This is a genomic window from Alphaproteobacteria bacterium (assembly GCA_040220875.1).
GTDB lineage: Bacteria > Pseudomonadota > Alphaproteobacteria > JAVJVX01 > JAVJVX01 > JAVJVX01.
The window spans coordinates 455,158-478,444 of the sequence record JAVJVX010000006.1 but is presented as its reverse complement, the minus strand read 5'-3'; the positions used below and the strand labels follow the sequence as shown (position 1 = coordinate 478,444).

General features: G+C 64.4%; 16 protein-coding genes. 12 read left to right on the top strand and 4 right to left on the bottom strand.

Translation table 11 applies throughout. The annotated features are described in order from the left end of the window. Positions 1-98: 98 nt before the first annotated feature. Positions 99-1,127 (bottom strand): PstS family phosphate ABC transporter substrate-binding protein, encoded by a 1,029-nt coding sequence (locus RLQ26_08240; protein MEQ9088715.1) that lies wholly within the window; start codon positions 1,125-1,127, stop codon positions 99-101. A gap of 542 nt (positions 1,128-1,669) precedes the next feature. On the opposite strand from RLQ26_08240, the gene RLQ26_08235 reads away from it, so the two are divergent. Beyond that, positions 1,670-2,944, top strand: a complete 1,275-nt coding sequence (locus RLQ26_08235) for a porin (GenBank protein MEQ9088714.1) — start codon at positions 1,670-1,672, stop codon at positions 2,942-2,944. A 154-nt stretch (positions 2,945-3,098) separates the two neighbouring features. Beyond that, complete coding sequence (locus RLQ26_08230) at positions 3,099-3,632, top strand: ferritin-like domain-containing protein (GenBank protein ID MEQ9088713.1); 534 nt, start codon at positions 3,099-3,101, stop codon at positions 3,630-3,632. A gap of 138 nt (positions 3,633-3,770) precedes the next feature. Here RLQ26_08230 and RLQ26_08225 read toward each other — a convergent pair whose 3' ends face one another. The 3 genes from RLQ26_08225 to RLQ26_08215 form a co-directional block, all read right to left on the bottom strand. Beyond that, on the bottom strand, positions 3,771-5,417 hold the full coding sequence (locus tag RLQ26_08225; GenBank protein MEQ9088712.1) for a choice-of-anchor I family protein: 1,647 nt from the start codon (positions 5,415-5,417) through the stop codon (positions 3,771-3,773). Positions 5,418-5,537: 120 nt separating this feature from the next. Then, positions 5,538-6,953 carry an ATP-binding protein gene (locus tag RLQ26_08220; GenBank protein MEQ9088711.1) on the bottom strand — a complete coding sequence of 472 codons (1,416 nt, stop codon included), beginning with the start codon at positions 6,951-6,953 and terminating at the stop codon, positions 5,538-5,540. A 60-nt stretch (positions 6,954-7,013) separates the two neighbouring features. Then, a complete protein-coding gene (locus tag RLQ26_08215; protein ID MEQ9088710.1) occupies positions 7,014-9,284 on the bottom strand; it encodes an NADP-dependent malic enzyme in 2,271 nt (756 codons plus the stop codon). A gap of 377 nt (positions 9,285-9,661) precedes the next feature. Between RLQ26_08215 and mutS the strand changes: the two genes are divergently transcribed. The 10 genes from mutS to RLQ26_08165 all read left to right on the top strand — a co-directional run bounded on the left by mutS (position 9,662) and on the right by RLQ26_08165 (position 23,271). Continuing rightward, complete coding sequence (mutS, locus tag RLQ26_08210; GenBank protein MEQ9088709.1) at positions 9,662-12,322, top strand: DNA mismatch repair protein MutS; 2,661 nt, start codon at positions 9,662-9,664, stop codon at positions 12,320-12,322. A gap of 30 nt (positions 12,323-12,352) precedes the next feature. Beyond that, positions 12,353-15,163, top strand: a complete 2,811-nt coding sequence (locus RLQ26_08205; protein ID MEQ9088708.1) for a [protein-PII] uridylyltransferase — start codon at positions 12,353-12,355, stop codon at positions 15,161-15,163. Next, positions 15,160-16,344, top strand: a complete 1,185-nt coding sequence (locus RLQ26_08200; protein ID MEQ9088707.1) for a hypothetical protein — start codon at positions 15,160-15,162, stop codon at positions 16,342-16,344. Before RLQ26_08205 ends, RLQ26_08200 begins: the two co-directional genes overlap by 4 nt. A gap of 52 nt (positions 16,345-16,396) precedes the next feature. Further along, complete coding sequence (murJ, locus tag RLQ26_08195; protein ID MEQ9088706.1) at positions 16,397-17,986, top strand: murein biosynthesis integral membrane protein MurJ; 1,590 nt, start codon at positions 16,397-16,399, stop codon at positions 17,984-17,986. Positions 17,987-18,065: 79 nt separating this feature from the next. Continuing rightward, positions 18,066-19,064 carry a tryptophan--tRNA ligase gene (trpS, locus tag RLQ26_08190; protein ID MEQ9088705.1) on the top strand — a complete coding sequence of 333 codons (999 nt, stop codon included), beginning with the start codon at positions 18,066-18,068 and terminating at the stop codon, positions 19,062-19,064. A 66-nt stretch (positions 19,065-19,130) separates the two neighbouring features. Next, positions 19,131-20,042 carry a sulfite exporter TauE/SafE family protein gene (locus RLQ26_08185; GenBank protein MEQ9088704.1) on the top strand — a complete coding sequence of 304 codons (912 nt, stop codon included), beginning with the start codon at positions 19,131-19,133 and terminating at the stop codon, positions 20,040-20,042. After that, complete coding sequence (locus RLQ26_08180; protein ID MEQ9088703.1) at positions 20,042-20,836, top strand: TIGR02186 family protein; 795 nt, start codon at positions 20,042-20,044, stop codon at positions 20,834-20,836. The genes RLQ26_08185 and RLQ26_08180 overlap by 1 nt, the downstream gene beginning before the upstream one ends. Before the next feature lie 2 nt (positions 20,837-20,838). Beyond that, a complete protein-coding gene (locus RLQ26_08175; protein MEQ9088702.1) occupies positions 20,839-21,366 on the top strand; it encodes a universal stress protein in 528 nt (175 codons plus the stop codon). Positions 21,367-21,632: 266 nt separating this feature from the next. After that, on the top strand, positions 21,633-22,190 hold the full coding sequence (locus RLQ26_08170) for a NifU family protein (protein MEQ9088701.1): 558 nt from the start codon (positions 21,633-21,635) through the stop codon (positions 22,188-22,190). A gap of 73 nt (positions 22,191-22,263) precedes the next feature. Further along, the gene (locus tag RLQ26_08165) at positions 22,264-23,271 is read left to right on the top strand and encodes a glucosaminidase domain-containing protein (protein ID MEQ9088700.1); all 1,008 of its coding nucleotides are present in this window, start codon (positions 22,264-22,266) and stop codon (positions 23,269-23,271) included. Positions 23,272-23,287: the final 16 nt, after the last annotated feature.

Genomic DNA, 23,287 nt, shown 5'->3' with positions numbered 1-23,287 from the left:
TCAATTCCCCCGTATCACGTGCCGGGCCCGATCCCCGGCGGAAAGAGAGGGCGGCATCCGATGGATGCCGCCCCGTTACTCAAGCTCGGCAACTGCGGTTACATCGTCCCCTTGAGGAGCTCTTCTGCATTCCGGCGCACCTGCTTGCGCGCGTCTTCCGGCAGCGGGATCAGGCCCTTGTCAGCCAGATATCCCTCCGGACCGAAGGCCCGCTCGCTGGTGAATTCGAGGACGTATTCCTTCATGCCCGGAATGACGCCGACATGCGCATTCTTGACGTAGAAGTACAGCGACCGCGACACCGGATAGGCACCCGAGGAGATCGAGTCGAAAGTCGGCGCAACGCCGTCCACGATGTTGCCCTGCACCTTGTCCGAGTTCTGGTCGAGGAAGCTGAAGCCGAACACGCCGAAGGCGTCCTTGTTTGCCTCGAGCTTCTGCACGATCAGGTTGTCGTTCTCGCCGGCTTCCACATAGGCACCGTCTTCACGGACCGTGTGGCAGACTTCCTTGTACTTTTTCTTGTCCTGGCCCTTCATCGCCTTGATGTCGGGGAAGGTCTTGCAGCCGCCTTCAAGGGCGAGCTCGGCGAAGGCATCGCGCGTGCCCGAGGTCGGCGGCGGCCCCAGAACCTCGATCTTCTTGCTGGGCAATGACGGATCGACGTCGGACCATTTTGTGTAGGGGTTCTTGACCATCTCGCCATTGACCGGAACCTTCTCGGCCAGCGCCAGCCAGATATGGCGCAGCGTCAATTCGACCGGTTCGGCGGTCTTGGAGTTGGCCAGCACGATGCCGTCAAATCCGATCTTGAATTCTGTTACGGTCTTCACGCCGTTCTTTTCGCACCGCTCGACTTCGCTGCTCTTGATGGCGCGCGAGGCGTTGGTGATGTCAGGGTGCTCGACGCCGACGCCGGCGCAGAACAGTTTCAAGCCGCCACCGCTACCGGTGCTTTCGACGATCGGCGTCTTGAAATCGGTGGACCGGCCGAACTCTTCGGCAACGGCCGTGGAAAACGGAAACACGGTGGACGATCCGACGATGCGGATCTGGTCCCGCGCCTCGGCCGCGCCCGAAAGGGCAACGGCGAAAAGCGCGGACGCGAAAAAGGTCTTACGAAGCACGATTAGGCCTCCCGAAAGGTCTGATTTAGGTGAGCGTGGCGCGCCCCAGTGGAGCGTGCCGGGCGCAAGCGGACCCTAATCAGCGCCGGGGTCAGAAATAGGACAGTTTCTTTTCAGTCTTATGACAGGGCGTGACAGGGCGGCCGGCGGCACAGGCCGGGGCCCTCGCCGACGCGGCGCCGGAAAACCGCCCTAAAAACAACAAGAACCCACAAGAACCGAAAAGAAACAGACAGATAAGATTTTCGGCCGGTGCCGCGACGGCCCCGGCCGCGCGGCCCGCCTTGTCACATGCCAGGGTCACTCGCCAGCGTCTCTCGCCAGCGTCACACGGCAGCGCGGCACCCCGCCCGGGCAGGTGTTGCAGGGATACAACAAGCCCCGCCGGAAAGCTGCCCGTCATCGTTTTGTCACAGAAATGCCGCCGATGCGTAACCTCGGCCACCTAGCTTGCCCGCCACAAGCAAGCCCGCAGCAGACGGGCCACCAGATGCTTGACTTAAAACATCGATCACTCAAACCCAGTCAGGGGGACTTGACATATGACAGGTTTCAGGACGCTTCCGTCCCTGCTGCTGTCGGCGGGAATCGCCGCCGGATCGGCGTTGGCCTTTGCCAGCCCGGCCGCAGCGCAATTGCAGGGCAGTCTGCCCGAAGACAAGATGAAGCAGCTCGAGGAACGCCTCGAGACGCTCGAAAAGAATGTCGGCAAGGTCAAAATCAAGGATAACGGCCTTCGCATCGACAGTCTCGACAAGATGTTCCAGTTCCGCGCCGGCGGCCGGATCATGTACGATATCACCGCCTATGACGACGACGTGACGGCGCTGACCGGCTTCGGCCACGAGATGCGCCGGGCCCGTTTCTTCCTGCGCGGCAAGCTCTACAAGGACTGGGAATACAAGTTCCAGGTCGACGTCGCCGATAACGGCCTCGACATCAAGGACATGTACATCAAGTACAAGGGCTTCAGCCCGGTCAACGTGACGGTCGGCCAGTTCAAGGTGCCCTTCAGCTTTGAAGAGCTCACCAGCTCGAAATACGATACATTCATCGAGCAGTCGGCCGTTACCGAAACCCTCGGCCTCGGCCGCCAGCGCGGCGCGATGCTGAATGGTGGCAGCGGCATGTTCGGCGCTGCCTTCGGTGTCTTCCTCGGTGATGATACGGCCGATACCGATGGCAGTGACGCGACCGCTGACGATGACATCATCATCGCCGGCCGCCTGTTCGCCGCCCCGGTCAACGAAAAAGCACGCACAATCCATATCGGCGGTGGGTTCATCTACCAGAACCTGAATTCCGAACGGGGCAACCGCTTCCGCGCCCGCCCGGCCCGCTCGCATCTGACCAGCACCCGGCTCATCGACACGGGCACCATCAGCGCTATCGACGATATCACGCGCTTCGGTGCCGAGTTCGCCGGTGTCTACGACCAGGTCTGGATCCAGGCGGAGTACCAGCGTGCCGACGTGAGCCGCATCGCCGGCAACGAGCCGGATTTCGATGGTGCCTACATCAACGTGGGTGCCTTCCTGTTCGGTGAAGGCGATCTGTTCAAGCCTTACGATGACGGCGAATTCGGCCGTCCCAAGGTGTTCAACGCCGTTGAAGTGGCGTTCAGCTACGACACGCTGGATCTCACGGACTCAGGCGTCGATGGCGGCGAGCAGGACAGCTACACCTTCGGGCTGAACTATTATTTCAACCCCTATGTGGTCGCGAAGCTGAACTACTCGCAGTCCGATATCGAGGTCCCGGGTTCGCCGGACGAAGATGTCGGCGCCTTCATGGCCCGGATCCAGCTTGACTTCTAAGCGGATGTGAACCGCTTCCCCCTAGCGGGAGACATGGACCCCGCCCGGCTTTGCCGGGCGGGGTTTTTCTTGCGCTTGCCGCCGGGCAGGCTGGATGGCCCGCAAAAGCTGAAGTAACTTCCGGACAGCGTAACGCCGGCAAAAGGAGTGAGTGATGAAAGAACCGTTCCGGAGCGATCTTGAAAAAATCCGCAAGCGGGCGCGCGAGAAGATGAGCGACGGCGCGCTGACCGGGGCCTATCAGGCCGATGTGCAAAAGGTCCTTGCCGTTCTCAACGAGGTTCTCGCGACCGAGATCGTTTGCGTGCTGCGTTACAAGAACCACTTCTACATGGCCAGCGGCATCAGTGCCGGGCCGATCGCACAGGAATTCCTCACCCATGCGAATGAAGAGCAGATGCATGCCGACTGGGCGGCGGAGCGAATCACCCAGCTCGGCGGTGTCCCCGACTTCAACCCGGAAGGCCTGGCGACCCGCGCCCATGCCGAATATCACGAAGGCGGCGACGATCTGAAGGAGATGATCGAGGAGGACCTTGTTGCCGAACGGATCGCGATCGAAACCTATTCCGAGATCATCCGCTGGCTCGGCAATGACGATCCGACGACCCGCCGCATGATCGAGGACATCCTGAAGATGGAGGAAGAGCACGCCGACGACCTGGCGGGCTATCTGACCGGGCTTTAAGCCCCAAACGCGATGCCCCGGCGCGCCTGCCTTCATTCACGGGTCAAGAAAAACCCCCGGAGGCACCGCCAGGCGACGCGTCCGGGGGTTTGGCATGCCGGTCTGGCACGCCGGTCTGTCATGCCGGTTTGGCGCGGGTCAGCGCTGGCCGACCTGGCGCGGCGTGCCGGCCGTCACTTCATAGGCCGTGGTGGTGCCACTGATCTCGTTGGCGACGATGATCAGGGGGCTGCCCGTGGGGCTGTCCCCGGCGGCCACGAACGCGATGCCTTCGGGGCCGAGATCGCCCGCCGTCCCGGCCTTCGGATCACCCTCGAAATCCCGCGTGTTGATGTATGAGAGGATCTCGGGGCGCCTCGGGTCGCCGATATCAACGACGACGATGCCGCCCGTGCGCTCGAGCCCGACGAAGGCGAGGGACCGGCCATGGGCTTCGCCCACGGCCAGCGCCTCGGGCTCGGGGCCCTTGTCGTCGCTGCGGCTGTCGAAGGAGCCATTCTCGTCATTGTCGGAATTGAACCCGCCCGGGAGATGTTGCGCGCTCAACCGTTCCAGCGCGTCACCGCTGTCGTAAACCAGCTCTCCATCGGCTCCCCAGATGGCAAAGGACCGCGCGCCGTAACTGTAAAGCGCATCGTAATCGCCATCACCATCCGTATCGCCATTCGCGGTCGTGACCTTGAGCCGCCCGAGGACGGATTTTTCCTGAAGCTTTGCTGCGTCAGGAAAGGCTGCGGGGTCGAGCGTCAGCTTGGCGACGCGGGTTTCCTCGGAATAGCCGCCGGTTTTCTCGTAGTCCCGCGCATCCCCCTCATTGGCGGTGATGAGATAGACCTTGCCGCCGGCCGAAAAGGCCGCGATGGAATCGGGCTGATACATGCCCAGCACCGGGTAAGTGGCGATCGAGATGCCGTCATCCTTGTCGCTGGCGTCGATCCCGTTGCCCGGCCGGCTGTGATCCTTGAAACCCAGCCCGGTGACTTTTGTGATCCGGGCGCCGGCGATGTCGATATGGGCGAGGGCGTTGTTTTCCTGCAACGTGACCCAGGCGGTGCGCGAATCTGGCGAGACAGCGATGTATTCCGGCTCCAGATTCTGCGCGACCGTACCGTCCGGTCCGAAAATCCGGGTCGAGCCGTCGAGGTCGGCCGCAGTCAGATGGGCGAACCCCGCTTCCCGCACGCTCTTCTGATCGAGCCCGGTGATCCCGCCGGAAAGATCGATGATCGAAACCGACCCTTCCGGATCGAACGAATAATCGTCCATCGGCTCGCCTTCATTGGCGACCAGCAATGTCCGGCCGTCGGGTGTGAAGGTCAGCATATCGGGCAGATAGCCGACGGTGACTGATTTGAGGAATTCGCCCGAAGTGGTGAAGAAGACCACCTTGCCGCGCTCATTCTTTGCTGGCGCCTCGACCGCGACGGCCATGATTCCGCCATGGAGCGCGACGCTGTTGGGCGCCTTGCCGTAAGCGGCAACGGACAGCCTGTTTGCCTGCACCGGCCGGGAAGGGTTCGAAAAATCGATGACGTCGATGGCGGCGGCGCCGTTATTCACGACGAAAGCGTGGCTGGTGGCCGGATCGAAGACGACGATTTCGGCCGATCCCTCGTCGAACTGGCCCGTGGCGTGGCTGCCGAGCGGGGTGAGCGAGATCGTGTCACCGGCGCTGTCGGCCCGGGCCATCGGGGCCGCCTGCAACAGAAGAAGAGACGCGGCCGTGAGGGTGAGACGGGCCCGCCGGGCCGGCCGGCGGGGAGTGGGACGAGATTTTTCTGGCATGGGAGCCCCTTTTTTCGGAAGGGTCCGGCGCGGGGCGGATGGGGTCCGCGACCTGTGACGGACAGGGAGTGATTCGGGGCTAGGCTAGGGTCGTTCCGTGACAAATCGGTGGCGACAGCGTCAGAGGGGTGTTTCCCCCGGCAGGATGACGCGAAAGACGCTGCCCTTGTTCAGCTCGCTCTCCACCTGCAGCACGCCGCGATGGCGCGAGACGATATGCTTGACGATGGCCAGGCCGAGGCCGGTGCCGCCGAGCGATCGGGAGCGGGCCTGGTCCACACGGTAAAAGCGTTCGGTCAGCCGGGGAATATGCTGGGGCGCGATGCCCGGCCCGTGGTCCCGAACCGCAATCGCCACCGCCCGATGGGCGGGCGGGCTCAACCGGATATCGACACCGGGCGGCGGATCGCTCACATAGGCCACCTCGATTTCGATGGGCGTGTCGTCATGCCCGTATTTGATGGCGTTATCGAGCAGGTTCTGGAACACCTGGGCCAGTTGATCGCTGTCCCCGATCACGGCGGGCGAGCGGCCGGCGTCATCATGCGCGATGGTCATTTCGATCGACATGCCGAGTTTCTCCGCCTCGGGCTCCAGAAACTCCACCACGTTGGACAGTGTGTTTTCCACCCGCACGGCCGATTTCGGCCGCTGTCCTTCCAGCAGCTCGATCTTGGAGAGCGACATCAGATCGTCCACGAGCCGGACCATGCGGCTGGCCTGCCCGTACATGATCTCGAGGAACCTTTCGCGCGCCGCTTCGTCGGATCTGGCGGGGCCCCGCAGCGTCTCGATATATCCGGTGAACGAAGTCAGGGGCGTCCGCAGTTCGTGGCTCGCGTTGGCGACGAAATCGGCGCGCATTTCCTCGGCCCGGCGCAGATCGGTGATGTCATGCAGCGTCGCCACCATGACCGTGCCGTCGCTCAGTTTCTTTTCCAGCGGCACCAGATAGGCGAGGAAACTGCGTTCCATCGGCGCCGCCAGATCGAAGCGCACCTGCTGCGCTTCGCGCGTCCCAAGGGTCCGGTCGGCTGTTGACGCGACATCGGGATTGCGGATGACGGCGGACAGATCGTGGTCCTCCAGATCGTCCCCAAGAAGTTCGTGGGCGGCCCGGTTGCCGCGCACGACCTGGCGGCGCTGGCTGATGCGGAGGAGTGGAAAGGGAACGGCATCGGTAATGATCCGGTTCTCGGCGACCAGGCTTTCCAATTCCGCGGCCCGTTCCGCCCAGGACATGCCAAGACGGCGCAGCGAGGAGGAGAGGTCTGTTTCGTCATCGGTATTCGCTACATCGGCGGGCATGCGGCCGCTCGCCAGTTGTTCGGCGAAGCTGCGCGCCCGTTCGAGCCGGCGCAGATGGGTGCGGACCAGGAACACGAGCGCCAGGCCTGCGGCCAGGCCCGCTGCCAGCGCCGGAAGGGGCTCGAGCTGGCTGATCGACACCAGGACGAAAAGGACCGTGGCGACCGGCGCGAACACTGCCAGAAAGGTCGTGACGAATACGCGCCTGTTGAGATGAACTCGGTTCATGCCGCTTCCGGATCCCGACTTTATTGTTGGTGCGTTGCCGCAGCGGCGCCCGTGCGTGCCCTAGCCGATGGCCTCATGTGCCGCCAGGGCAGCGAGATTGACGAGGTCCGAGACGGTCGAACGCATATTGCTGATCTGTACCGGTTTGTCGATCCCGATCAGCATTGGTCCGATGATGGTGCCGCCGCCAAGCATTTTCATCAGCTTGGTCGATATGTTCGCGCTGTGCAGGCCCGGCATGATCAGGACGTTGGCCGAGCCCGTCAGTCGCGTAAAGGGATAAAGCTGGCGCTGCTGGTCGAAATCGAGGGCCGTGTCGACGCTCATCTCTCCATCGTATTCGAAATCCACATGGCGGGCGTCGAGCACCCGAACGGCCTCGCGCACGCGGTCCGCCTTGGTCCGCATCGGCGCGCCGAAATTCGAGTAGGAGAGGAGCGCCACCCGCGGCTCGTAGCCCATCTGGCGGACGCGGGCGGCCGATTGCTGGGCGAAATCGGCCAGCTCGTCGGCTTCCGGCAACTCGTGCAGGCTGGTATCGGCGATAAAGACGGTGCGCCCCTTGGCGGCCATCATCATCATGCCGAAAATCCGCTCGCCCGGCCTGGGGTCCAGGACGCGGGTGATTTCGTCGAAACTCACCGTCGTGCCGCGGGTCAGGCCGGTAACCATGGCATCCGCATGCCCCATCTTCACCATGCACGCGCCGAAGATGTTGCGGCCCTGGTTGACCATCCGCTGGCAGTCGCGCATCAGCGATCCCTGGCGTTTGAGCCGGTCATAGACCAGCTCGTAATAGGCCTCGCGATGCTCGCTCAACCGCGCGTTGGTGATTTCGATGGCGCCGCCGTTAGACAGGCCCAGCGTCCGCATTTTCTCGGTGATCCGGTCCTCGCGGCCGATCAGGACCGGCCTGCCGTAGCCCGCGTTAAAGAATGCGACGGCGGCACGAATGGTCTTTTCCTCCTCGCCCTCCGCGAAGACAACCCGCTGCGGATGCGCTTTGACCTTGTCGAAAATCGCCTGCAACGTGGCAAAGGTGGGATCGCGACGGGCGGCCAGGCCCTTGGAGTAGGTTTCCATGTCCTCGATGGGCTTGCGGGCGACGCCGGTCTCGACCGCGGCCCGCGCGACGGCGGGAGGCACGCATGAAATCAGGCGCGGGTCGAACGGCACCGGAATGATGTAATCCGGTCCGAACCGGAGCGCCTGACCGGCATAGGCCGCGCCGACCTCATCCGGCACGTCCTCGCGCGCCAGCTTTGCGATGGCTTCTGCGGCAGCGATTTTCATTTCGTCGTTGATCGTGCTGGCGCGCACGTCGAGGGCGCCGCGAAAGATATAGGGAAACCCGAGGACGTTGTTCACCTGGTTGGGATAATCCGAGCGGCCCGTCGCCATGATGCAGTCGGGCCGGATTTTCCTCGCCAGTTCGGGGCGGATCTCGGGCTCAGGATTGGCCATGGCGAAGATGATCGGCCTGTCGGCCATGCTGGCCACCATGTCCTCGCTCATCGCGCCGGCCATGGAAAGCCCCATAAACACGTCGGACCCGGCCACGGCCTCGGCCAGACTGCGCGCCGGCGTGTCGGCCGCATGAGCCGACTTCCACTGGTTCATGCCGGCCTCGCGGCCCTGATAGATGACACCCTTGCTGTCGCACATGATGACGTTCCCGTGCGGCATACCAAGTGCCTTGATGAGCTCGACACACGCAATCGCCGAGGCGCCCGCCCCGTTCACCACCATCCGGGTATCGCGGATATCCCGGCCGGTAAGGTGCAGGGAGTTGATCAGCCCGGCGGCCGCAATGATCGCCGTGCCGTGCTGATCGTCATGAAAAACCGGAATGTCGAGCAGCTCGCGGAGCCGCTGTTCGATGACGAAACATTCCGGGGCCTTTATGTCCTCGAGATTGATGCCGCCGAACGACGGACCCAGATAGCGCACGCAATTGACGAACTCGTCCACGTCATCGGTATCGATCTCCAGATCGATGCCGTCGATATCGGCGAAGCGCTTGAACAGCACGACCTTGCCTTCCATCACCGGCTTGGAGGCGAGTGCACCGAGGTTGCCGAGGCCGAGAACCGCGGTTCCGTTCGAGATGACCGCCACCATGTTGCCGCGCGTGGTGTAGTCATAGGCCTCGTCAGGATTTTCGGCGATGCGCAGGCAGGGCGCGGCCACACCCGGGGAATAGGCCAGAGCCAGATCGCGCTGGGTGGTCAGCGGCTTGGTCAACCCCGTCTCCAGCTTTCCCGGCCTGCCCGATGCGTGCATGGCAAGGGATTCTTCGGCGATATCGGCCGGGGGCGTGGTTTTCTCCATGGCTCTGGCTTCCCTCGATTGTTCCCTGTCCCGGCGCGGCGGTTCCCAGGGGCCTGCCGGTCATGGTGCCGCAACGGCGGGGGAATTCCTAGCTGAGTCCCCGGACATTCGGGCCCCGCCTGGCGCCGGCCGGCATGACAGTCCCAGGGCGAAGATGGTAGGTTGGGGCGCCGATCGGGCCAGGGTGGCCGGCGGGAATGTCTATTAAACAACTGAAAACAAACGGAAATATATCGGCTGGCGCGCAAGGCCCCGATACGGCGGCGAGGCCCGGTCCCGCCGCCTCATCCGGACGGATCATGCCCACGGATACGCTCGACAACCGGAAGCAAAACGACAGGGCCGCCGCGGCATCCGATTCGGCCGGCGCGACGCCGATGATGGCCCAGTTCCTCGAGATCAAGGCGGCCCATCCCGACGCGCTGCTGTTTTTTCGTTCGGGCGATTTCTACGAACTTTTCTTCGACGATGCCGTCAAGGCGGCGGCGGCGCTGTCCATCACCCTCACCCGGCGCGGCAAACATGCGGGCGAGGATGTCGCCATGTGCGGCGTCCCGTACCACGCGGCGGATTCATATCTGCATACGCTGATCAAGAAAGGCTTCAGGGTCGCCATTTGCGAACAGATGGAAGACCCGGGGGTGGCGCGGCGCCGGGGCGGCAAGGCGCTCATCCGGCGCGAAGTGGTGCGCGTGGTCACCCCCGGCACGCTGACGGAAGACGCGCTGCTGGAAGCCGGGCGGCATAATTATCTTGCCGCGCTGGCCGACGCGGAAGGGCGGCTCGGGCTGGCCTGGATCGACATGTCGACGGGGGATTTCCGCACCCGCCCCATCGCCGACGATGAACTGGCCAATGTTCTGGCCCGGCTCGACCCGGGCGAAGTGGTTCTCCCCGAGCGGCTCTGGAGCAAACCGGCCCTGTCCGCCCTTTTCGAGGAACGCGACGGCGCCGCGACCGTGGAGCCGGACGCACGGTTCGACAGCACGAATGGCCGCAAGCGCATCGAGGACAGGTTTGGCGTCGAGACGCTGGATGCTTTCGGTGATTTTTCGCGCGCTGAAATCGCGGCCGCGGGCGCGCTCCTCGATTACGTCACCCTCACCCAGCAGGGAAGGGACGTGCGTCTCGATCCGCCGGTGCGCGAGCATGACCGGAGCGGCATGGCGATCGACGCCGCCACGCGGCGCAATCTCGAAATCACGCGCAGCCTGTCGGGCGAACGTCGTGGCAGTCTTCTGGCCACGATTGATCGCACGCGCACCAGCGCCGGCGGCCGCCTCCTGGCCGAACGGCTCGCTGCCCCCCTGACCGAGCTGGACGAGATCGGCGCCCGGCTCGATGGCGTCGCGCTTTTCGTGGATCACGCGGATTTGCGCGCCGATCTGCGCCGGCGCCTGCAGGGCGCGCCCGACATGGCCCGCGCGCTGGCGCGCCTCTCTCTCGGGCGGGGCGGGCCGCGCGACCTGGCAGCCATTCGCGACGGGCTCGTTGTTGCCGGTGAGATCGCGGGGGTGCTCCACGATCACGCGGCCGGCGCGCCCGGGCTTGGCGGGGAGATCGGACGCGAGCGCGCGGCCCTGTCGGGGCGGGAAGTGTTGATCGATCTTCTCGCCCGGGCACTCTCCGACAAGCTGCCTCTTCTGGCGCGCGATGGCGGGTTTGTCGCGCGCGGCTATGCGCCACGCCTCGATGAGCTGATAACCCTGCGGGACGAGAGCGAGCGGCTCGTCCGCGCCCTTCAGGAAAAATACGCGCGCGAGACCGGGATCCCCTCGCTGAAAGTCCGGCACAATAATGTGCTGGGCTATTTCGTCGAAGTGACCTCCACCCACGGTGACAAGCTGATGAGCCGCTTCGGGCAGGAAGCGGGCGGCCGGTTCATCCACCGCCAGACGCTGGCGAGCGCAGTACGGTTCACGACGGTGGAGCTGGGTGAGCTGGAGGGCAAGATCCGCGCCGCGGCGGAAAAGGCGCTCGCGCTGGAGCTCGAGATTTTCGACGAACTGGTCGCCCGTATCGTCGAGGGTGGCGATGCGATCGCCGCCACCGCCCATGCCCTGGCCGTCCTGGATGTCGCGAGTGCGCTGGCCGAACTGGCGGTGGAGGCAGGGTATACCCGGCCCGAGATCGACGACGGCACCGATTTCGACATTCGCGATGGCCGCCATCCGGTGGTGGAACGGGCGCTCGGCGGGGCCGAAGGCCAGGCATTCACGCCCAACGACTGCGGGCTTTCCGCGGACAACCGGCTCTGGCTCGTGACCGGCCCGAACATGGCCGGCAAGAGCACGTTCCTGCGCCAGAACGCGGTGATCGCCATTCTCGCCCAGACGGGCAGTTTCGTGCCGGCCTCATCCGCCCGCATCGGCATCGTGGACAAGCTCTTCTCCCGTGTCGGCGCGTCGGACGATCTGGCCCGCGGGCGCTCCACCTTTATGGTGGAGATGGTGGAAACCGCTCTCATTCTCAACCAGGCGGGGCCGAAATCCCTCGTCATCTTCGATGAGATGGGGCGCGGCACGGCGACCTTCGACGGGCTCTCCATTGCCTGGGCGGCGGTGGAGCATCTTCATGACGTCAATCGCTGTCGCGCACTTTTCGCCACCCACTACCACGAGCTGACCGCCCTGCAGGGCCGGCTCGACGCGCTTTCGACCCATACGATGGCGGTCAAGGAATGGCAGGGCGACGTGGTTTTCCTGCACGAGGTGGCGCCGGGTGCGGCCGATCGCTCCTACGGTATCCACGTGGCCCGTCTCGCGGGACTGCCGCCGGCGGTGATCGAGCGCGCCCGCGAGGTGCTCGGCCGCCTCGAAGCCCAGCGCGAGCGGGGCCAGACGGCCAGCCTCGCCGACGATCTGCCGCTCTTTCAGGCGCCAGGGGCCGGCCGGCCGGGCGCGCCGGATGGGGGGCCGGGCGGCGGCGCGGATGATGGCGAGCTCCGGCAGCGACTGCGCGCGCTGCGGGTCGACGAATTGTCCCCCAGGGCGGCCCTCGATCTCCTTTACGAACTGACCGGCCTCGCCCGAGAATAACCAGACCGTCGCCCCGGACCCGGAAAGCTGATGACCACGATTGTGGACCCTGAGGACAGCCCCCGCCCCGACGATGCCGTGATGGATTTCGGCCTCGACGACCTCGAGGCGCGGATGATCGCGATCGCGCAGGATGGCGAATTGTCGGACGAGGCAAGGCGGGCACAACTCCTCGATGCGCTCACCACCACGCGCGAGGCGGGGCGCGACCGGATCCGGCGCGCTTTCGAGGCGGGCGCAGCCGGGGCCAGCGTGCTCGCCTGGCAGGCGGAGCTCATGGACGGGCTGCTCAGGGTGCTCCTCACCTTCGCGCTCGACTACGCCTATCCCTCGCCCAATCCGACGGCCGGCGACCGTCTCGCCCTCGTGGCGCTGGGCGGCTACGGCCGCGGCGGCCTCGCGCCCTATTCCGACATCGATCTGCTGTTTCTCATTCCCTACAAGCGCACGGCCCGCCACGAGCAGGTGATCGAATTCATTCTCTATCTCCTCTGGGACCTGAAGCTGAAGGTCGGGCAGGCGATCCGTTCGATCGATGACTGCATCCGACTCTCGAAGGATGACTATGTCATCCGCACATCGCTGATGGAGGCCAGGTTCATCTACGGCGAAAAGGATATTTTCGACGACTTCAGGGCGCGGTTCGAGAGCGAGTTCCTCTCCGGGTCGTGGAAAGATTTTGTCGAGGGCAAACTGGCGGAGCGCGACAAGCGTCATCAGCGGCTGGGCGATTCACGTTACGTGCTGGAGCCGAATATCAAGGAAGGCAAGGGCGGACTGCGCGACCTGCAAACCCTGTTCTGGATCGCCAAATATGTTCACGGCGTCGATGATGTTGCCGCCCTCGTGGACAAGCGCGTGCTGACCAAGCGTGAGGCGCGTCTTTTTCGCCGGGCCGAGGAATTTCTCGTCACGCTGCGCTGTCATCTCCACTACTTGAGCGGCCGGGCCGAGGAACGTCTCACCTTCGATCTTCAGCCCGAGATCGCGGCGCGCATGGGCTATACCGATCATGCCGGCACCAGCCAGGTGGAGCGCTTCATGAAGCATTACTACCTGACTGCCAAGGATGTGGGAGACCTGACCCGCATCTTTACCGCCGCTATCCTGGCCGAGAAGGAAAGCAAGCCGCTGCTCAGCCTTAGCCGGTTCGGCTTCCAGCGAAAAGTGGAGGAGGATTTCGTCATCGATGGCGGGCGCCTGTCAGCGCGAACAGCCAGCATCTTCCGCGAAAAGCCGGTCAATCTTATCCGCGTCTTCCGGATCGCGCAGGAGCGCGATCTCGATATCCATCCCCGGGCGCTCCGGGCGATTACCCGGAACCTCGATCGCATCAACCCCCGGCTTCGCAACCATGGAGAGGCCAACGCCTATTTCATGGAGATGCTGACCGACACGCGTGGCCCCGAGCGGATCCTTCGCCTGATGAACGAGGCGGGCGTGCTCGGACGGTTCATCCCCGACTTCGGGCGGATCGTCGCGCAGACACAGCATGACATGTATCACGTCTACACGGTCGACGAGCATACGATCCGCGCCCTCGGCATCCTGCACGGTATCGAATCCGGCGCGCTGGCCGAAGATCATCCGCTGGCGACCCGGATCATTCACAAGATCGTCTCGCGCCGGGTCCTCTACACCGCGCTGATGCTTCACGATATTGCCAAGGGGCGGGGCGGCAGCCATTCGGAATTGGGGGCCGAGGTGGCTGAGGAACTCTGCCCGCGTCTCGGACTCGACGAGGCGGAAACCGAGACCGTGGCCTGGTTGGTGCGTCATCATCTGGTGTTCAGCGCGGTTGCGCAAAAGCGCGATCTGAACGATCCCAAGACCATCGAGGATTTCATCGCGATCGTTCAATCGCCCGAACGTCTGCGCCTCCTGCTGGTACTGACAGTGGCCGATATGCGGGCCACAGGGCCGAGCGTGTTCAATGCCTGGAAAGGCAATCTGATGCGCCAGCTTTACGCCAGCGCCGAGAAGGTCATGCTGGGCGAGAGTTTCGAAGAAGTGGCGGCGGCGGAGATCGAGAATATTCAGGCGCGGTTGCGCGACGCGCTGAGCGACTGGTCGGAGGAGGATATCGAGTCTCATTTCGAGCGCGGACCACGCGCCTACTGGCTGGCTTTCCAGCCGGACGAGCTGGAGCGCCACGCCCGGATGATCCGCGAGGCTGAGCGCGAAAAGGCGCCTTTGACAGTCGCCAAGCGGGTTGTCCCGGAACTGGCGATTACCGAAGTCACGATCTACACGCCCGACAATGCAGGCCTGTTTTCGAAGATCGCGGGCGCCATCGCCCTCTCGGGCGCGACGGTGGTCAACGCACGCATCGTGACGCTGAACAATGGTATGGCGCTCGATACATTCTGGATTCAGGATGAAACCGGCGGCCCGTTCGATCGAGGCGATAAGCTGGCCCGGCTTTCCGTGCAGCTCGAGCAGGTGCTGGGCGGCCGCGTGTCGCCAATGCGCGAACTCGCACCCCGGCGCACACTGCCGACCCGCACCCATGTGTTCCGCGTGCCGCCGCGGGTGCTCGTTGATAACAATGCGTCGCGCACCAATACCGTGATCGAGGTCAATGGCCGTGACCGGCCCGGGCTGCTAAGCGATGTAACGCGGGCCCTGACCGAGGCAAACCTGCAGATTTCCAGCGCCAAGATCGCCACCTATGGCGAGCGGGCGGTAGACGTGTTTTATGTACGTGACGTGTTTGGCATGAAAGTGGAACGCCCGGAAAAACTGGCCGTCATTCGTGAAAAACTGATGGCGGCCCTGCAGGATCCGCTGGAGGATGAGGCAGGGCCGGACACGGGCGCGCCGACGGAGATTTCATCATGACGCTGTTCCCGATACGCGAGGCAGGAAACCGGCGAAAGGTGGCGTTCTGCCTGGCGCTGCTGATGCTGATGACGGCCGCCGGCACGGGCCTGGCCCAGATCACGCCCATCCCCGAAAACACGGCGCCCGTAGAGAGAGGCGCGGACGGGCCCGCCTTCGACGGCCTGGGTGACCAGGCGAAGGTGTTCCGGGGTGAAATCAGGGATCTGCTGATCACGGCGGGCGAGTATGTCGATATCGATGCCGTCGTCCATGACGATGTCATCGTCGCCGGCGGAGACGTGGAACTGAGCGGCGTGTTCCATGAGGATCTGTTTGCTGCCGCGGGCAACCTGATTGTCAACGCGACCGTTTCCGATGACGTGCTGCTCTCCGGTGGCCGCATCCGCTTCGGGCGCAACATGTCGGCCGGCGGCTCGGTCAAGCTTTTCGGCGGCGCGATCCGGACCGCCGGCGAAATCGATGGCGACCTGTTCATCGCCGGGCGGCATGTCACGCTGGAGGGCGTCATCCGGGGCGATGTCCGGGTCCGGTCCAGCAGTCTGGCGCTGGGGCCGGGGCTGCGCGTCGGCGGAACGCTCCATTACCGGGGCGAGGAGAGGCTGACGGTGCCACCCGATGTCGAGATTGCGGGCGGCATAGAACAGGAGACGAGCGCCGGCTGGGTCCAGGGGGCGGCGGCCGGCGCCGCGATCGGGATCGGATTTCTCGTCACCGCCCTTCTCGGCTCGCTCATCGCCTTTGCGGTGCTGGCGGCGTTCTTCCATTTTGCGGTGCCGGGCCTGCTCTGGGGCGCGGCGCGGACGCTCAACGATTTTCCCGCCGGCAGTATCGGGCTTGGATTCGCCCTCGCCCTGGGCCTGCCGCTGGCCGCCTTCATCCTGGTGCTGACCCTTGTGGGCATGCCGATCGCCTTCCTTCTGGTCGCGCTCTACGGCCTGTTGTGGCTGATGGCGGTAACCGTCTCGGCCGGCTGGATCGCACAGTTCCTTGGCCGGCGGCTCGGGCGCAACTGGGACCAGCTTGGCGCGGGCGCGCGCTACCTCTGGCTGGTGCTGGGCGGCGCGTTGCTGCTGCTCGCGGGCCAGCTTCCCTTCGTCGGCTGGCTGATCGCGCTTCTTCTGCTCCTGGGCGGCATTGGGGCGGTGGTGCTGCAAATGGCGCCGCGATTGCGCCAGTGAGCGCCGGCGCGCGGCCCCGGCGCCGCTTTTTTACCTGCGGCGCGCCCGCGCGATGAGCCTGTTCCGCTCATCGGCCACCGTCGGTGGCTACACGCTGATCAGCCGCGTGCTCGGGTTTCTGCGGGATCTGCTGATCGCCGCTGTGCTCGGCACATCGCCGGTGGCGGACGCATTCTTCGTCGCGTTCCGGATCCCCAACCTGTTTCGCCGCCTGACCGGCGAAGGCGCCTTCAACGCCGCTTTCGTCCCCGTTTTCGCGGGGCTCATCGAAAGGGACGGCCGGCCGGCGGCGGAATATTTCGCGGGACAGGTGCTGAGCATCATGATCCTCGTGCTCGCCGGCCTCACGCTTCTGGCCGAGGCGGCGATGCCCTGGGTGATCATGGCCATCGCCCCCGGCTTCATCGACGATCCGGACAAATTCGATCTGGCGGTCACCTTCACCCGCCTCACCTTTCCCTATCTGCTGCTGGTCTCGCTGATGGCAATACTGGGGGCGGTGCTCAACGCCATGATGCGCTTCGCCGCCGCCGCGGCGGCCCCGATTCTGCTCAATATCGTGATGATCGCGATGATGCTGACGGCGATGGATGCCTTCGCCACCCCCGGCCACGCGCTTGCCCTCGGTGTCACACTGGGTGGCGTTGCCCAGCTCGCGCTGATGGTGGTTGCCTGCCGCCGCGCCGGGGTCGCCATCCGCCCGGTCCGCCCCCGCCTCACGCCTCAAATCCGCCGCTGGCTCCGGCTGATGGGGCCTGGCCTGGTGGGGGCCGGGGTGCTTCAGATCAACCTTCTGGCCGGGACGATCATCGCGTCCCTCCTGCCCACGGGGGCGATTTCCTATCTTTATTATGCCGATCGCGTGAATCAGCTACCCCTTGGGGTCGTCGGCGTGGCAATCGGCACCGCTCTCCTGCCGATGCTGTCGCGCCGGCTCAAGGCGGGTGATGAGGCCGGCGGTCGGGCGGCGCAGAATCGCGCACTCGAACTCGGGCTTTTTTTCACCCTGCCGGCCGCGGCGGCGCTGATGATCGTGCCCGAGCCCATGATCGGGGTCCTGTTCGAAAGAGGCGCCTTCAGCGCGCGCGCGACGACGGAGACCAGCCAGACCCTCGCAGCCTTCGCGGTCGGTCTGCCGGCCTACGTCCTGGTCCGCGTGCTGGCGCCAGGGTTCTTCGCGCGCGAGGATACAGTGACGCCGGTCCGGATCGCGGCCCTAGCGGTAGCCGCCAATATCATGCTCAGCCTGGCGCTGGTGTTCCCCTTCGGTCATGTCGGCATCGCCGCCGCCACATCGCTGGCAAGCTGGCTCAATGCCGTGCTCCTCGCCCTGACCCTCCGGCGCCGCGGTCACCTTCAACCCGATCTTCGCTTGCGCGACCGGCTCTGGCGAATCGTACTCGCTGTCCTCGTCATGGTCGGGGTGCTGCTGCTGGTCGAGGGTGCGCTCGCGCCCTGGTTCCAGGCCGGCCCGGCCCGAGCCCTTCCGGCGCTCGCCCTCCTGGTCGGCGCCGGCGGGCTGGGCTTCGCCCTCGCCGCCACGGCGTTCGGCGCGGCCCGTCTTTCCGAAATCCGGCATTTGCTCCGCCCGCGCGCGTCGCTCCCGGGCGAGTCCGCGGCCGGTCCGGGGAGCGGGCCTTGACCCCTATCGGGCGAGCCGCCATAACCGCGCCGTCAGCGCCGGCGACGTGGCGCGATCGGCGAGCTTGGGACATCGGCTGATGGGAACGATCTTTTCGGGCGTGCAGCCCACCGGCAATCTGCATCTTGGCAATTATCTGGGGGCGATCCGAAACTGGGTGGAGCTGCAGGCGGACCATGACTGCATCTACTGCATCGTGGACCTGCATGCGATCACGGTGCCCCAGGACCCGAAGGAGCTGACCCGCCATATCCGCGAAACGGCCGCCGCCTTCCTTGCCGCCGGGGTCGATCCGACCCGCGCCATCATTTTCAACCAGAGCACGGTGGCCGGCCATAGCGTGCTTGCCTGGCTGCTCGGATGTCTGACGCCGCTCGGCTGGCTCAACCGTATGACCCAGTTCAAGGAAAAGGCGGGCAAGGCGCGCGAGACGGCCGCGCTGGGCCTGTTTGCCTATCCGGTACTGATGGCCGCCGATATCCTGCTTTATAAGGCGACCCACGTTCCCGTCGGCCACGACCAGAAGCAGCATCTGGAGTTGTCGCGTGATATTGCGGGCGCCTTCAACATGCAGTTCGGCCAGGAATACTTCCCTTTGCCCGAGCCGCTGATTTACGGCGCGGCGACACGAGTCATGAGCCTTCGCGACGGGACGAAAAAGATGAGCAAGTCTGACCCGTCCGATTATTCGCGAATCAACCTTACGGACGACGCCGATACGATCGCCCAGAAAATCCGCAAGGCGCGCACCGATCCCGAGCCGATCTCAGAACAGCTCAGCGGTCTCGAAACCCGCCCCGAGGCGCTCAATCTCGTATCCATCTTCGCGTCCCTCTCGGACCGGACACCGGCGCAGGTCTGCCAGGAGTTTGGCGGCAGGCAGTTCTCCGAGTTCAAGGGCGTGCTCACTGATCTCGCTGTGGACCGGTTGTCGCCCATCACCCGGCGGATGCGCGAACTGATGGCGGATCAGGCCCATCTCGACGAAATTCTGCGCGCCGGAAGTGCGCGCGCCCGCGCCATCGCCGAGAAACATCTGGCCGAGGTGCATGATCTGATCGGATTATTGCGACCCTGACAGCGAATCCGGCCCCTTCCGGGAGATCCGGACGGGGAGAGCGGGTTCGGCAAAACGGAAGAAGGCATGCAGATCTATCTGCCGATCGCCGAAGTCTCCATCGACGTGTTCCTGCTTCTCGGCATGGGCGGCGCGGTCGGTTTCCTCTCGGGTGTCTTCGGCGTGGGCGGCGGCTTCCTCATGACGCCTCTCCTGATTTTCGTGGGCATCCCCCCCGCCATCGCGGTCGCCTCGGAGGCCAACCAGGTGGTCGCGTCCTCCATGTCGGGCGTGATCGCTCACTGGCGACGGGGGCGGGTGGATTTTCTCATGGGCGGCATTCTGCTGGCCGGCGGCATCGTGGGCGCCGCCTTCGGCATCTGGCTGTTCGGCATCCTGCGCGAACTGGGGCAGATCGATTTCGTGATCCGCCTTACTTACGTGATCTTTCTTGGCGTAATCGGCATCCTGATGGTGGTGGAAAGCGTCCGCCTTACGCTGCGCAAGCCTGGGGCCAGCCGAAGCCGGCTCAATCCCAAGACGATTTTTCACCGCCTGCCATTGAAGATACGGTTTCGCAAGTCGCGCCTCTATATCAGCGCGCTCCTGCCTGTCGGGCTGGGTTTCCTCGTCGGCATACTGGCCGCGATCATGGGCGTGGGCGGCGGCTTCTTCATGGTGCCGGCGATGATCTATCTGCTCGGCATGCCTACGGCCATGGTTGCCGGCACATCCCTTTTCCAGGTGATTTTCGTCACCGCGATGGTGACCTTCCTGCAGGCCTATAACCACCAGACGGTGGATCTCATTCTGGCACTGCTGTTGATGGTGGGGGCGGTGATCGGCGCCCAGTTCGGCGCCCGGGCGGGGCTCCGGCTGAAAAGCGAGGAGCTGCGCGCGCTCCTTGGCATCCTGGTGCTGATGGTGGGCGTGACCCTGCTGTACACGCTGGTCTCGAGCCCGGCGTCGCTCTTCACGGTTATGGAGGTACGCGGCTGATGGTCGGACCGGACTATCAAGGACGCCGCCGGCGGGTCGGGTTTCTCGCCCTCGCCCTCACCCTTGTGGCCGCAACGCTTTATGGCCTTGCGGCAACGAGCCCGCCGCTCGCCCGCGCGGCGACGCCGCTGGTCGCCGATATCACCGATCATGTGATCCGGATTTCGACAGGGTTCATCGGCACCAAGGTCGTGCTGTTCGGGTCCGTCGAGGAGGCGGGTGATGTGGTGGTCCTGGTGCGCGGCCCGGAGACACCGGTCAATGTCCACCAGAAAGCGCGCATGGCCGGGCTCTGGGTCAACGCCGAAAGCGTCGAATTCACGAATGCGCCGTCTTTTTATCTTTTCGCCACGACCCGCCCTCTCGACCATATCCTGTCGGCCGATCTGCGGTCGCGCCACCGAATGGGGTTCGACCATCTGTCCCTTGACCCGGCGCGGGGCCCGGCGACGGATGCCGGCAAATTTCGCGCGGCACTCATCGCTCTCAAGACCCGCAAGGGCCTTTATGTGGACCGGACCGGCGATGTGGCGTTTCTCGGCGGGCGGCTGTTTCGGACCAACATCTACTTTCCCGCGGACGTGCCGACAGGAAATTATGTGGTGGAAACCTATCTGGTACGCGACGGCGAGATCGTGACCGCGCAGACCACGCCCCTCACGGTCGCAAAAATCGGCCTTGAGGCGTGGCTTTACAGGCTCGCTCATCAACATCCGGCCCTCTACGGCCTGCTTGCGGTGTTTTGCGCCGCTCTGGCAGGATGGCTGGGTAGCTGGGCGTTCAGGAGGGTCTAGAAATGCCGGGTGACGCTCCGAAGTCAGGCGACGACAGCCAGGAAAACATCGTGTCCGCCCAGGCGTCGCAGGATCGCGTGTTTCTTGTCGCGGTCGATGCCAGCGACGAGATGACGGTAGCGCTCCGATATGCCTGCCGTCGGGCACTGCATACGGGCGGACGGGTCGCGTTACTGCATGTGATCGAGCCGGCGGACTTCTCACATTGGGCGACGGTCGATGATCTCATCGCCAAGGAAAATCGCGAGAAGGCCGAGAATCTGCTGAACTCGTTATCGGCGCGGGTGAATAACTGGGCGGGCTCGATGCCCATCATCTACGTGCGTGAAGGACAACTGCGTGAGGAGCTTCTCTCTCTCATCGATGAAGAGCCGGCGATCTCGATCCTCGTGCTTGCCGCCTCACCCAAATCGAAAGGGCCCGGCCCCCTGGTCAGCCATATCATCGGCAAGGCGGCGGGTCGCCTGCGCATCCCGGTGACCATCGTCCCGGGGTCCCTCAGCCTCGAAGAGGTGGATGCCATCTCTTAACCCTGTTGCCGTGAGGGGCTTCCGGCGCGGAACCGGGGTGCTGCCAGAAAACCGTTCAGTATCAATATTTTATTCGGTTAACCCGGGGTGAATGGCACTGACGGCATCGGAACAATTTTACGAAAATTTTAGCATCATTTTCTCTGTCGGGGCTTGATCACTTCCCTTCGAAGTCCTAGGTAGCCTGTACGCGCGCTGAAAATACGGCGCCACCCCGGGCCACATCCCCCCATTTCCCCGGGGCCGGTTTTCAAGGAGGCTATGCGGTGTTCATCCAGACGGAAGAGACGCCAAACCCCCAGACGCTCAAATTCCTGCCGGGCCAGCCCGTGACGGGACAGGGCTCGGTCGATTTCGGAGATGCCGCGCAGGCCGGGCGCTCGCCCCTCGCCCAGCGGCTTTTCAATGTCGATGGCGTGCGCCGGGTTTTTCTCGGCCAGGACTTCATCTCGGTCAGTCGCGACGACAATCTCGAATGGCATGCGCTCAAGCCGCTGGTACTGAGTGCGATCATCGAACACTACACATCCGGCCAGCCCGTACTGACCGCGCCGGCCGAAGACAGCACCGGACCCGATGATGGAGATGGAGAGTCTGATGTGGTTCGCCAGATCAGGGAACTCCTCGATACCCGCGTCCGGCCTGTGGTCGCGCAGGACGGCGGCGATATCGTATTCGACCGTTTCGAAGAAGGTGTTGTGTATCTGCACATGCAGGGCGCCTGTCAGGGCTGCCCCAGCTCTTCGGCGACACTGAAGGCAGGCGTGGAAAACATGCTGCGCCATTACGTGCCCGAGGTAACGGAAGTCCGGCAGGTACTGTAAACCAACCCGCCACCCGCGCCGCGATCCCGGTCTCGGACCGGTGTCTCCCGGGTCGGCACATCCCACGAGCTCCATGACAAAAAAGGACAACGGTGTGACCAGGCAGGGTGCCACCCCTTACAGCGAACGCGCGAGACGGCGCTCGTATTTCAACGGCGTTGCGCTGGGCGTGCTGGCCGCAGCCGTGCTTGGCCTTTACTTGCTCGCCAGCACCGGTTCACAGGGCGATACGACGGCACAGGTGGCCCGGTACGCGCCCAATCCCGATCGTGTGATTAGGGTTCAGAAGCAGGACGGGATCGAGATGGTCAACAGCTCGAAAAAGCTGTTTTCCGTATTCACCTCGCAGGGCTACAGCCTTGATGAGGTGCGCCGGGGCGAGCGGGCCGTGCCGCGTCTGTATGTTGTCAGCCTGCCCGGTGACCTTCACAAGCTGAACTCGGTGCAGGACCGTAAAATCGTCTTCATCAAGACGATGCTGCCACTGATCCTGCGCGCGAACGAGGATATCCGCGCGACCCGTGCGCGACTGACCGCACTGCGCAAGCAACTCGAGGCGGGCACCGCCCTGTCGGGCGACGATCGCGCGTGGCTGGACAAAATTTTCTGGCAATACCGCGTCAAGGACGACGACATGAATGTGCTGATGCGGCGCGTGGACACGGTGCCGGCGTCCCTGGCGCTGGCGCAGGCGGCGGAAGAAAGCGGCTGGGGCACATCGCGCTTTGCGCAGGAAGGCAACGCGCTTTTCGGACAGTGGACAACCGCGGAGGGCGAGGGTCTTGTGCCGCGCCGGCGTGAGGCGGAGGCCAGCCACAAGGTGCGGGTCTTCGACGAGCTGCACGACGCCGTCGCTGCATACCTTCACAACCTCAACACCCATCGCGCCTACCGGCAGTTTCGCCTGACCCGCGCCGAGCAGCGTGCGGAGTCCGGCCGGCTCGACAGCGTGGCCCTGGTGGAGGATCTCAAGAGCTATTCGGAGCGGGGCGAAGACTACGTCGCCTCCATCAAGACGATCATCCGCGTAAACCGGCTGCGCCAGCTCGACCAGGCGGCTTTCGATTCACCCTCGGCCTGAGCCTGAGCCGGTGTTT

Excerpts from the sequence above, each read along its gene's own strand:
- mutS (MEQ9088709.1), top strand. The coding sequence starts at position 9,662 with ATGATGGCCCAGTTCCTCGAGATCAAGGCGGCCCATCCCGACGCGCTG.
- RLQ26_08180 (MEQ9088703.1), top strand. The coding sequence starts at position 20,042 with ATGGTCGGACCGGACTATCAAGGACGCCGCCGGCGGGTCGGGTTTCTC.
- RLQ26_08215 (MEQ9088710.1), bottom strand. The coding sequence starts at position 9,284 with ATGGAGAAAACCACGCCCCCGGCCGATATCGCCGAAGAATCCCTTGCC.
- RLQ26_08230 (MEQ9088713.1), top strand. The coding sequence starts at position 3,099 with ATGAAAGAACCGTTCCGGAGCGATCTTGAAAAAATCCGCAAGCGGGCG.
- RLQ26_08185 (MEQ9088704.1), top strand. The coding sequence starts at position 19,131 with ATGCAGATCTATCTGCCGATCGCCGAAGTCTCCATCGACGTGTTCCTG.
- RLQ26_08175 (MEQ9088702.1), top strand. The coding sequence starts at position 20,839 with ATGCCGGGTGACGCTCCGAAGTCAGGCGACGACAGCCAGGAAAACATC.
- RLQ26_08225 (MEQ9088712.1), bottom strand. The coding sequence starts at position 5,417 with ATGCCAGAAAAATCTCGTCCCACTCCCCGCCGGCCGGCCCGGCGGGCC.
- murJ (MEQ9088706.1), top strand. The coding sequence starts at position 16,397 with ATGAGCCTGTTCCGCTCATCGGCCACCGTCGGTGGCTACACGCTGATC.
- trpS (MEQ9088705.1), top strand. The coding sequence starts at position 18,066 with ATGGGAACGATCTTTTCGGGCGTGCAGCCCACCGGCAATCTGCATCTT.
- RLQ26_08165 (MEQ9088700.1), top strand. The coding sequence starts at position 22,264 with ATGACAAAAAAGGACAACGGTGTGACCAGGCAGGGTGCCACCCCTTAC.
- RLQ26_08235 (MEQ9088714.1), top strand. The coding sequence starts at position 1,670 with ATGACAGGTTTCAGGACGCTTCCGTCCCTGCTGCTGTCGGCGGGAATC.
- RLQ26_08205 (MEQ9088708.1), top strand. The coding sequence starts at position 12,353 with ATGACCACGATTGTGGACCCTGAGGACAGCCCCCGCCCCGACGATGCC.
- RLQ26_08200 (MEQ9088707.1), top strand. The coding sequence starts at position 15,160 with ATGACGCTGTTCCCGATACGCGAGGCAGGAAACCGGCGAAAGGTGGCG.
- RLQ26_08220 (MEQ9088711.1), bottom strand. The coding sequence starts at position 6,953 with ATGAACCGAGTTCATCTCAACAGGCGCGTATTCGTCACGACCTTTCTG.